At 55.6% G+C, this 10,572-nt stretch carries 10 protein-coding genes; 5 read left to right on the forward strand and 5 right to left on the reverse strand.

What is annotated here, in order from left to right; translation table 11 throughout:
• The first annotated feature begins 78 nt into the window (after positions 1–78).
• The 5 genes from ACR0DK_RS12420 (at position 79) to ACR0DK_RS12440 (ending at position 5,886) form a co-directional block, all read left to right on the forward strand.
• The gene (locus ACR0DK_RS12420) at positions 79–357 is read left to right on the forward strand and encodes a hypothetical protein (protein WP_480736374.1); all 279 of its coding nucleotides are present in this window, start codon (positions 79–81) and stop codon (positions 355–357) included.
• The gene (locus ACR0DK_RS12425; protein ID WP_170405371.1) at positions 354–1,994 is read left to right on the forward strand and encodes a sulfatase-like hydrolase/transferase; all 1,641 of its coding nucleotides are present in this window, start codon (positions 354–356) and stop codon (positions 1,992–1,994) included. Before ACR0DK_RS12420 ends, ACR0DK_RS12425 begins: the two co-directional genes overlap by 4 nt.
• Positions 1,995–2,093: 99 nt before the next feature.
• Positions 2,094–3,761, forward strand: coding sequence for a sulfatase-like hydrolase/transferase (locus ACR0DK_RS12430; protein WP_170421294.1), 1,668 nt, complete (start codon positions 2,094–2,096; stop codon positions 3,759–3,761).
• A gap of 45 nt (positions 3,762–3,806) precedes the next feature.
• Positions 3,807–5,051 (forward strand): DUF3179 domain-containing (seleno)protein, encoded by a 1,245-nt coding sequence (locus tag ACR0DK_RS12435; RefSeq protein WP_480736379.1) that lies wholly within the window; start codon positions 3,807–3,809, stop codon positions 5,049–5,051.
• Between the two features lie 82 nt (positions 5,052–5,133).
• Positions 5,134–5,886, forward strand: coding sequence for an outer membrane protein (locus ACR0DK_RS12440; RefSeq protein ID WP_480736381.1), 753 nt, complete (start codon positions 5,134–5,136; stop codon positions 5,884–5,886).
• 7 nt (positions 5,887–5,893) lie between these two features.
• On the opposite strand, the gene ACR0DK_RS12445 is transcribed toward ACR0DK_RS12440, so the two are convergent.
• The 5 genes from ACR0DK_RS12445 to ACR0DK_RS12465 form a co-directional block, all read right to left on the reverse strand.
• A complete protein-coding gene (locus ACR0DK_RS12445) occupies positions 5,894–6,601 on the reverse strand; it encodes an ABC transporter ATP-binding protein (RefSeq protein ID WP_170393266.1) in 708 nt (235 codons plus the stop codon).
• Complete coding sequence (locus ACR0DK_RS12450; protein ID WP_480736383.1) at positions 6,601–7,332, reverse strand: ABC transporter ATP-binding protein; 732 nt, start codon at positions 7,330–7,332, stop codon at positions 6,601–6,603. Before ACR0DK_RS12450 ends, ACR0DK_RS12445 begins: the two co-directional genes overlap by 1 nt.
• Positions 7,329–8,276 (reverse strand): branched-chain amino acid ABC transporter permease, encoded by a 948-nt coding sequence (locus ACR0DK_RS12455; RefSeq protein WP_170393268.1) that lies wholly within the window; start codon positions 8,274–8,276, stop codon positions 7,329–7,331. The genes ACR0DK_RS12450 and ACR0DK_RS12455 overlap by 4 nt, the downstream gene beginning before the upstream one ends.
• 2 nt (positions 8,277–8,278) lie before the next feature.
• On the reverse strand, positions 8,279–9,130 hold the full coding sequence (locus tag ACR0DK_RS12460) for a branched-chain amino acid ABC transporter permease (protein ID WP_480736385.1): 852 nt from the start codon (positions 9,128–9,130) through the stop codon (positions 8,279–8,281).
• Positions 9,131–9,195: 65 nt separating this feature from the next.
• Positions 9,196–10,476: an ABC transporter substrate-binding protein gene (locus ACR0DK_RS12465; RefSeq protein WP_170393270.1), complete on the reverse strand. Its 1,281-nt coding sequence runs from the start codon at positions 10,474–10,476 to the stop codon at positions 9,196–9,198.
• Between the last annotated feature and the right edge of the window lie 96 nt (positions 10,477–10,572).

Genomic DNA, 10,572 nt, shown 5'->3' on the forward strand with positions numbered 1-10,572 from the left:
TAGCATGCGGCTTTATACGTTCAAGTCATATTCTAGGGAATGCATGCTTTATGAGCAATTTCCACGAAGGCAACGCGGATGGACGAAGAAGACTTCTTTGACGCACAATTCCCGGGAACCTCCGTTCTGCTGCGAAACATGCGCGCCCAAGACAGTGAGTTCGACCGGATTTGCCTCGATTATCAGGAGATGATGACCGAGCTGGCTCAGTCTCCTCTTTCCGACACGGGCGTTCGCCCTCGGTACCTCGCGGATCTGGCGGAAACCGTTACTGATTTGCGAAGCTCTATCGAAGCAAAGCTGTCAGACGTTCCGGGTACGCCTGGGCATATGGGTAAAACGAAAGGCTTGAAATGACCCTGAAACACATTTTGCCCGCGCTAATCCTCACTGCAGGTTCGGCATATGCCCAACAGAACCCGATTATTCACGATGGTGAGTTCGAATTTCTGCGTGCCCAGTTCGGCGCGGTCTGGGATGCCCAGGACATTGAGATTGACGCGAAACTGGCCGAAATCCGCGACGCAAACGGGGGCAAACCACCCAATATCCTGTACATCCTGATCGACGACATCAGCTTTGGTCAGATGGGTGATCGCAAGATGAACTACGTCATGGGCATCGAAACGCCCAGCATCAACCAGTTCGCCACCGAAGGTTTGTCGCTGATGCGAATGTACACGGAACCCTCGTGCACGCCGACCCGCACGGCAATGCTGACGGGGCGACATCCGGTGCGTGCCGGTGTGACAGAAGTCAAAGTGGCTCTGGTAGGCGAAGGCCTTCCAGCCAGCGAGGTGACCCTGCCCGAGATCCTAAAAGAGGTTGGCTACAACACCGTGCATGTCGGCAAGTGGCACCAAGGTGATATCGAACAGGCCTACCCCCACAACCAAGGTTTCGATTGGGCCGCCTTCCCCCTGCATCAACAAGTTCAACTGAGCCTCATGACCCCCGAGGCGATGCGCGCGAATAACATGCTTGGATACGTGCCCGAGGGGCAGAACAATCAGTTTCTGCTGGATGAGCGTTTCAAACCCTACGGGCTGGTGACCGGTGTCGAGGCAGAAGCAGGCGGCACCGCTCGAGAGGTGGATATGTCACCGGGCGAGGTCTGGACCCAAGCCAAGTATGAAGCCATGAACGAGAGGTATCAGCGTCAGGCTCTTGAGCAATTGGAGCGTGCCGCAGCCGAGGAAGAACCGTTTTTCCTGCAATACTGGCCGCTCTACCCGCTGAATTTCGTTTATGCCGAGAACGCAATCTCTCGCAACGGCGGGTTTCATGCTGACAAACTGCAACTACTGGATGGCTGGATCGGTGACCTGCTGGTCAAGCTCGAAGAAACCGGAGAAGCCGACAACACGATTGTGGTTTTGATGGCCGACAATGGACTGATGTACCACTACGAAGGAACTTCGGGGCTCAATCAACTGATCTATCGTGGCGGTAAGACCCAACATCTGGAAGGTGGCGTACGCACGGATGCATTCATTCGCTGGCCCGGAGTAATCGAGGCTGACAGCGCCGCCGGAGATATCTTTCATGTGTCTGATATCTATACCACAATGGCTCGGATCGCAGGCGCGACTGATCATATCCCGCGCGACCGCATCATCGATGGTGTCGATCAGACCGCCCTGCTGCTGAACGGTGAAGGCAACGGTCGCCGCGATTATGTATACGTCTATGAAGGCCCGGTTTTGCGCTCGGTGGTCAAGCAGGAATTCAAAATGCACCTGCCCGCGCCCGGCCAACCCGGAGCGGCGGCCCCGACCTTCAACATCTATCGTGATCCACGCGAACTGCACCCTTTGGTCGGTTACTCACTTTGGGCCGGAGCGTCGTTTCAGGACATGATCAAACGCCATCAGAAGATGATCGCGAAACACCCGCATTCCGAAATCGGGCGCGGCATCCCCTACGAGGGCATCGACAACCTGCGCCCGGAATCTGAACTGGCTCGCGATGTGTTCACCAGCTGGCAGCAGTGAAGGCTACAGAAATTCCTGTTTAAATATGATAATGTTTTAATGTGAAATCAGCGGCAGGAGTGTTTGCGTTCCGCCCAGTACACGATCGGGGGATATCGAATGAAGATTTCAGGGGTATTGGTTTTATTCGTCGGCCTTGCCGCGCGCAGCACGTTCGCGCAAGAAAACCCAATCCAACACGATGCCGAATTCTATATCTTGCAAGCACAGCGCGCAGAGCAATGGGCCCAGGATGATATGGCTGTGGATGAAGCCCTGGCTGCATTTCGCGAAGGCAACAACGGTAAGCCACCGAACATCATCAGCGTTCTGATCGATGATCTGGGATTCGGCGACATGGGGATACCCGAGTTGAACGCCGTTCGGGGTTATTCGACGCCGAATATCAACGATTTCTCCGACGACGCAATGCGCATGGTTCGGATGTATACCGAACCCTCTTGCACCCCTACTCGCGTCGCCCAAATGACAGGGCGGCTGCCTGTACGCATGGGAATGGGTGATACCACCGTTGATATTGCCGGCTTTGGCCTGCCGGGGGCAGAAGTGACATTGGCCGAAGTGCTGAAACAGGTTGGCTACGCAACCAGCCATGTTGGCAAGTGGCACATGGGGGATATCGCGGAAAGTTGGGCGATGAACCAAGGCTTTGACTATGCGCAACACGCAATTCACCAGCAGGGTCAGCTGACGATTTTCAATGATGATGCAATCAAAGAGCAGGTCTCGGTCGCGATCAGAGATTATGATGACAAATACACGCTGGACGGTTGGTTCAGGCCGGACGCCTCAGCGATGATGACCGTCATCGAAGGCGAAACAGGCGGTCCAATTCGCGAAATTCGGATGGAGTCAGGGGAGCGCTGGAATGCGGCCAAATACGATGAGATGAACCAAGCCTTTCAGGACAAAACCTTGTCAGAGCTTGAACGTCTTGCCAGCGACGATACCCCCTTCTTCCTGCAATATTGGCCGATGATCCCTCTGGATAATACCCGCGCCGGACGTTCTGGTCCCGAAAGCGCGAATGGCGGTCTCTATGTCGACAAGATGCAACTTTTGGATCAATGGCTGGGTGATTTGTTCGCCAGCATGGCAGAGTTGGGGGTCAGCGAGAATACCATCGTCATCGTTATGGGGGACAACGGCCACTTTACCAAATACGCCCCGCAATCGGGCTATACTCCGATGATTTATGCTGGTGGCAAAGGGGATACGACCGAGGGCGGTGTTCGGGTCGATGCCTTTATTCGCTGGCCGGGGATGATTCAGGCAGATGGTTTGCTGAACAGCATCATTCACGTGTCGGACCTTTATACAACGCTTTCACGTTTTGCGGGGGCCGAGCAATACATCCCGCGAGATCGTCTGGTGGATGGCGTCGATCAATCCGCAGCGCTATTGTTTGCGGACGAAGCCAAAGCGCGCAGAGATCACGTGATCATCTATTCGGTGAACAAACCCGAGGCGATCGTGAAGGACCAGCTTAAGCTGAAGCTGCCGGGAGCCGGGGAAAGCGCCATTCTTGCAAAGTTCTTTGATCTCTACCGGGACACGCGCGAGGAATATTCAGTCTCGACCGAGGTTGGCGCCTGGGGCGGGCAGGAATTCGCACGCATCCTTGGCCGACACATGGCCCGCAAAGAGAAATTCCCCGACACGCCACCCGCGTATGGCGTGCCCTATGAAGGGATCGAGAACCTGCGCCCCGAAACCCAACAAGCGGTCGAGGCTTTCCTGATCAAAAGCCAATCCCCGCAGCAATAGCACGGTGTCGCCGTCGTCATTCACTCAAGTTTCTAGGATCATCACATGCTTGGATTACTCCTATTCGCACTGGGTTTAATCGGATCACTTGGGATCGGGTTCGTCTATTTCCGTGATTTGGGCGACGTGTCCCAGATGCTGTTGAAGGTAAAGCGCGAGAATATGGTGCGTTTCATCCGCAATGAATACCGCTTGATTGCCATCGGGTTTGGCGCATTTGCTCTCGCAACGCTCGCGCATTTCGCCCTGGGAGCCGGGCCGTTCTGGCTTTGGCTCATTGCCGCTTTACTTGTTCTACTTCTCTATGGCTTTCCCTATGTCTGGGTTCATCTAGGTCTGAGAAATCAGCTAAATGACGCGCAGTATTTTCCCATCGACGAGGCCCGCAAATATGTCGGGCCGACTGCCCCCGTGATGGTGATTGAGAATGACGGCCATGCCCGAGCCCATCCTGATGCACAAATCATGCGCCCACATTTGGCGGGCGACGACAAAGGGCTGGGCGGAGAAGACGTCGTGATGACCTATTGCGCCATGGCCAATCTCGGTCAGGGCTATGCGCCAAGCATCGAAGGCAAACGGCTGAACCTTGAGGTTCTCGCCCAGCATGGCAACAACCTGATCCTGCGGGACAACGATACTGGCGAGCCCATCCAGCACATATACGGTTTTCGCGAAGCGGATCGTGACACAAATTCAGACGGTCTCGCGTGCCCTCTGCGGCCCGAAGCGCAGATGACACCCTGGCCAACCTATCGGATGACTTTCCGTGGATTTCAAAAGGCTTTCCCGGATGGAGAGGTGTTTTTGAACAAACCCTCCCCAAACCCCTTGCTGCGGCTGCTGGACATGATGACCGAGATCACGTTCGGCTGGGGCATTGGCCGCCAGCATCAGGAAGAGGCTCCGGTGATGGACAACATGGACCGTTCGGACAATCGGCTGCCGAATAAAACCTATGTCTGGGGGATCACAATCGGACAGGATGCCACCTGCTGGACCGACGATTTCGTTGTCGACAACGATTGGATCGTCAACGCGCGTGTCGGCGGGCGGGATATCGTCGTCAGCCTCGATCCGAAATTTGAAAGCTTGGGCGTTTGGTACAATGACAGCGGTCAACCCGTGACCCAATGTGACTTTTGGGGAATGTCTGATCAGGGCCAACTGCAACGGGTCGAAACCCTGCGCGCAGGCGTGTTCTGGCATGTCTGGTCCGAGTTTTTTCCCAGCACCGATATCAATCGTGTCGGTGACGGCGCAGGCAAATCCGAAGACGTGGCAGCATGAAAGAATGAACATTGCGCTTGGCTAGATTGGCATGAGGCGACAACGGAATTTCAATTCAAGGTTCTTGGCGGGAGACGGAAAAATGGATGTGACAGTAAAGTGGACAGGATTGGCGCTTGGCCTCACAATGGCAGGTTCGATGGCACCAATGGCCTTGGCCCAACAGTCGGACTGGTCATATGAGGCCTCAATCTATCTTTTCATGCCGGAAACTGAGACCTCACTCAGCACACCGATGGGTACACTGGATGGCACCCTGAGTTTTTCCGATGCGTTGGACAATCTCGATTTTGCCTTCATGGCCGCGTTTGCCGCCACAAATGGCCGGTGGTCCCTGTTGGCCGACTATAACTATACCAATCTGTCTTTCAGCAGCGACACTCCCGGCCCTGCCAGCTCAGGCTTGGACACATCCTTCACCACGCAATTTCTCAGCGGCTATGTCGGCTATAGGGTCTACGAGGATCAAACCGCGAATGTGGATATTGTCGGTGGATTCAGGTGGTTCAGCACGGAAACCGACTTTGAATTGCAACCAGGCGCGGCCCCCGGCCGTCGAACAACGGTTGATTCAAGCTGGACCGATCCCGTGATCGGGGCCCGCGCACGCGTCAAGTTCTCGGACAAATGGTCAGGAACTGGGTTTGTAGACTATGGCGGCTTCCGCAGTGGCAGCGAGACATGGCAGGTTCTGCTGACAGCCGACTATGCGATTAATGATCGTTGGCTGATCCGCGGTGGATACCGCTATATCTCATTCGACCACGACATCGACGGAAACGATTTCAAGTTCGACCAATCCGGTCCAATGATTGGCGCGACTTACCGCTTTTGAGCGGCTTTTAGTGACCGCCAAAGTAAGCCTCGAGCAATCGCTTATCATTCCGCAACTCATCTGCGGTGCCTGATGTCTGCATGCGTCCTGACTCGAGCACGTAAATCCGGCTCGCCAGCGAAAGCGCGAAGTTGGCGTTTTGCTCGGTAATCACCACCGTCAGCCCGTATTCCTTGTTGAGCTTGCGCACCACCTCGGCGATTTCGTGACAGATTTTCGGGGCCAGACCAATCGTCGGTTCGTCGACGAGCAACAGCTCGGGGCTGGTCATCAGCGCGCGTCCGAACGAGACCATCTGACGTTCCCCGCCCGACTGGGTCGAGGTCTCCTGCCCTTCCCTCTCTTCGAGACGCGGGAACAGGCTGTGTACCATTGCCAGATTGCTCTGGATGTCTTCGCGGGCCGTGAAGGCACCGACCATTAGGTTGTCACGCACCGACATATAGGGAAACAGGTTGAAGCGTTCGGGCGCATAACCCACGCCATGTCGTACAATTTCGGAAGGCGTCCGACCGGCAAGGCTGTGCCCCCTGAGCCGGATATCGCCCTCGATTTTGACTAGCCCCATGATGCTGTCCAGCAAGGTCGATTTTCCAGCCCCATTTGGACCCACCACAGCGACAATCTCACCGGGTTGGACGGTGATCGAGATGTCGGTCAGCGCTTGCGCCTTGCCATAGAATGCCGACAGGTTTTCGATTTCCAGATACGACATTACGCGCCCCCCAGATACGAGGCCTGAACAGCCTTGTCGTTCATGACTTCGCTGAACGAGCCCTCGGCAATCATCGTGCCCCGTTCAATGGCGATCGCGCGGTCGACCAATGGCTCAAGCGCAGGCAAGTCATGGCTGACGATCAGAAAAGTCATCCCATCTTTGCGCATCGACTGAATGAGATCAGAGATTTGGGCGATCTCTCCTGTGGTGAGACCCGCAAACACTTCATCCAGCAGCATCACCCTGGGCGCGGTTGCCATTGTGCGCGCCATCTCAAGTTTACGCAGATCACCCATGGCCAGTTCTGTTGGCGCTCGTTTCAAATCCGCTTCTGTAAACCCGACGCTGAGCGCAAGCTCTCGCTCACGTTCTTTATCTGGGGCTGAGACGATCATCTGCCAGATATTGTCGGGCATTAGGCCAACCCGGATATTTTCGGCAACGCTCATATCACCAAACGGGCGTGGGATCTGATAGGTTCGGCTGACCCCGGCCCGAATGCGTTGTGGCGTCGACAGCGTCGAAATCTCCTGCCCGAACAGTTCGATCGTTCCGCCGTTTTGCCGCAACTCACCCATGATCTGGCTGAACACGGTCGTCTTGCCTGCCCCGTTGGGACCGATCAATCCAAGCGACTCGCCCTCTTTGAGAGAAAACGACAGATCATTCGTCGCGACTAATCCGCCGAAACGTTTTACCAGACCTGAAACCTGTAACGCCACGCTCATGTCGTCCGCCCCTTGCCCAGGCCTTTGAAACCACGCCGAACCAGCTCAACAATGCCTTTCGGCTGATACATGTAGAGGAGCAGCGCTATGGCTCCGTAGACGAAATACCGTTCGGCGCCAGGCAGGACCGGTCGCAGATACTCTAAAAGGAATGTCATGAAGAACGCGCCGATCATGGGGCCAATGATGGTCGAGGTTCCGCCCAGAAGTGCCGCAACGATGATTGTGAACAGGAAGTTAATATCAAACAACGCACGCGGCGCGAGCGATCCCAGATAGTGAACGTAGAAGGCACCACCCAAGCCCGCGATCATCGCACTTGTCAGAAAGGCAAAAGCTTTGAGGCGCGTGGTGCTGAGGCCCGAACCGCGCACACTTTCCTCGTTCATTCCGATGGCAGACAAGGCCGTACCTAGTCGCGTCTTCATCAAAAGCCACATGCTGACGGCGATTGCCAACATCAGCGTCGTGGACAGGTAGTACCCGTTGGCCGCGCCGCGCGTCAGAGTTTGAATACCCGACATGCCGCGCGTTCCGCCGGTCAGATCCGGGCGAATGACCTGAACCAGTTGATACAGCAATTCCATGAAGGCCAGTGTGACCAGAGCGAAGTAACTGCCCCGAATACGTAGCGCCGGTAGCAGTACCAGCAGCCCTGCAATCATGGTGACAAGCACCGCGATCGGGATCGAGATTTCAACCGCGACATCGAACCGCTTTGTCAGGATCGCAGTGGTGTAGGCCCCGATACCGATCAGGAATGGATGACCAAAGCTCACATAGCCTGTTCGGCCAGACAACACGTCCCAGCTGATAGCGAAGATCGCCAGGTAGTTGGCAAAGATCATCGTGCGCATCGTCCCGTTCGAGACGAATTGCGGAAGCAGGAACATTCCGACGATCAAGCCACCCCAGAGTGCAAAGTGAAACCAGCGTAGCCCCATCGTCACAGCTCCTCTCGGCCGAACAGGCCCTGCGGCCGCGTGACCAGCACCCCGATGATCAACAGCATAGTGAAGACACCTCGCAACTCAGGTGCAAGCGTCGCCACAACGATGACTTCGAGGAAGCCCACAATATGCGCCACCACCAAAGTGCCCAGGATCGAGCCGATCCCGCCAACGATAACCACAGCCACCGAGATGATTAGCGGAGCCACCCACATGGATGGCGATAGCTGAGTGTAGCTGGCAAAGAAGACGCCTCCCATTGCGCCCAATGCGCCAGAGATACCCCAGGTGATCAGATTGATGCGATCCGGATCGATCCCGGAAATTGCAGCGCCTTTAGCATCCATCGACACCGCCTGCATCGCCCGTCCGGTATGTGTGAGCCGCACAAAGGCATAGAGCCCTAGCAGAATTGCCCAGCTAATAAGGGTTGCAATCAGGATGTTATACGTGACCGAGGCCCCGGCCACATTGATCACCCCGGGAACAATCGGCAAAAGGATTTTGCTGCTGTCGCCAAAGACCAAAACGATCCCGGCCTGAATGACGACCGCAAGGATCAGTGTCGAAATCTCGACGGCCACGTGATCCCCTTTGAGCGTTTTGACAATCAAACGGTACTTCAGAACTCCCATCAGCACACCCAGCGCAGCGGCCACGGCAACCCCCATAAGCTTAGGCATTCCAAGCGATTGCGATATCCAGAAGTAAATGTAGCCGCCGACCATCAGATAGGCACCATAGGCGAGATTCAGAACGCGACCGATGCTGAAGATCAGCGTAAACCCCATTGCTATAAGCGCGTAGAGACCGCTGAGCAAAAGCCCCTGAATCAGTATCTGCAACATAAATGGATCCTTGGCTGCGGGTGCGCGCTGCCGCGCACCCGTTTCAAGCTAACGACGCGACCGGGTTACGGCTTGACCCAGCTGGGAAGCGTGAATTCGCCCGTCGCGTATTTCTCGGGGTACACAACTGCGGCAGTGCCGTCTTCATACCACTGAACAACGACCATTGACGGGGCCGCATCATCAAACGGCTCGGACAGATCAAAGCGAATGTTGTGAGGATAGGTGCGGCCTGTCACAGGCTCGACCTCATCATCGCCCCAGAAGGCGTAGCGCAGCCAAAGCTGACCATCCATCTCAAGAACCAGATCCTGCTTCTTCATTGCGTCGGCCCAGCCTTCGACATTGTCGAAGCCACCCGCCTCTTCCGCGGCAGCCATAGCCTGTTTCAGACCGTGGTAGGCGTTGAAACCATTGAAATGCGGCAGCAGTGGGCGGCTGTCATACTTGGCCTGATAGGTGTCGACAAAGGTCTGGCTTGCCGGGTCAAGTTTGAACCCTACAGACGGGATCGGTGACAGGGTCGAGATGCCGCCCCCGGCTCCGCCAGTGTCTTCCCAATATTCCATACCCAATGCAGCTACGTTCACGCCTGTCATCGCCATGGGCACCTGCAGTTTCACATATTGCGACGAGACCACCTGAGAATTTACGGATGAGACCTGGTAGATGAAATCCGCCCCTGTATCCTGCGCGCGGCTGAAGATCGGCGCGAAATCAACGGTGGCAACATCATAGGTGATGATGTCCTTGACCTCGATCCCCGCAACCGGCGCAAGCGCCTCGGTCACCAATCCGGTGATCGCTTCGCCAAACGCTGTATCCTCAGCCAGAATGACAACGGAGTCCCAACCCATCTTTTCCTTCAGGACGTCGGCACCAAAATTTATATAGAGCGTGGCAAGCGCCTCGTCTGAGGCGATGTTCATGAAATATGGTGCCATGCTTTCGGGATCTTCGACCACCATGTCGATGATGCCGATATATGACGTCCACGTGTCCAGCGTCGGAATCCGGTATTCCTGCATTCGCGGCAGCCAGCCCAACGAAACATCATCGATAGAGCCTGAGATGATGAAATCTACTTCCTCGGTTTCCGCCAGATATTCATAGGCCCGCACCCCTTCGGTCGGGTCCTGCCCAGTGTCGGCGGACACCAGCGTGATCTGTTCCCCCATAACGCCGCCATTCGCATTAAGCTCTTCAATCGCGATCTCTGCACCACGCAGCGTCGACAGACCGGTGTCTGAGGAAAGAGATCCAATAAAGCCCACCTTGATTTCAGCTGCGGCCGCCGAGGCCACAAGCGCGATACATGTTCCGCTGAGTAGCGCTGTCTTGATCATCACATTAGCTCCCTGTGTCTTATTGTGCCCTTCTTGTATTCTGTATACAGTACACAAGACGATAGTTCGATCAAATCCTTTCTTGGTGACTCATGT

The sequence above is a fragment of the Ruegeria sp. CE6 genome, assembly GCF_056537485.1.

Excerpts from the sequence above, each read along its gene's own strand:
- ACR0DK_RS12465 (WP_170393270.1), bottom strand. The coding sequence starts at position 10,476 with ATGATCAAGACAGCGCTACTCAGCGGAACATGTATCGCGCTTGTGGCC.
- ACR0DK_RS12435 (WP_480736379.1), top strand. The coding sequence starts at position 3,807 with ATGCTTGGATTACTCCTATTCGCACTGGGTTTAATCGGATCACTTGGG.
- ACR0DK_RS12440 (WP_480736381.1), top strand. The coding sequence starts at position 5,134 with ATGGATGTGACAGTAAAGTGGACAGGATTGGCGCTTGGCCTCACAATG.
- ACR0DK_RS12425 (WP_170405371.1), top strand. The coding sequence starts at position 354 with ATGACCCTGAAACACATTTTGCCCGCGCTAATCCTCACTGCAGGTTCG.
- ACR0DK_RS12460 (WP_480736385.1), bottom strand. The coding sequence starts at position 9,130 with ATGTTGCAGATACTGATTCAGGGGCTTTTGCTCAGCGGTCTCTACGCG.
- ACR0DK_RS12420 (WP_480736374.1), top strand. The coding sequence starts at position 79 with ATGGACGAAGAAGACTTCTTTGACGCACAATTCCCGGGAACCTCCGTT.
- ACR0DK_RS12455 (WP_170393268.1), bottom strand. The coding sequence starts at position 8,276 with ATGGGGCTACGCTGGTTTCACTTTGCACTCTGGGGTGGCTTGATCGTC.
- ACR0DK_RS12445 (WP_170393266.1), bottom strand. The coding sequence starts at position 6,601 with ATGTCGTATCTGGAAATCGAAAACCTGTCGGCATTCTATGGCAAGGCG.
- ACR0DK_RS12430 (WP_170421294.1), top strand. The coding sequence starts at position 2,094 with ATGAAGATTTCAGGGGTATTGGTTTTATTCGTCGGCCTTGCCGCGCGC.
- ACR0DK_RS12450 (WP_480736383.1), bottom strand. The coding sequence starts at position 7,332 with ATGAGCGTGGCGTTACAGGTTTCAGGTCTGGTAAAACGTTTCGGCGGA.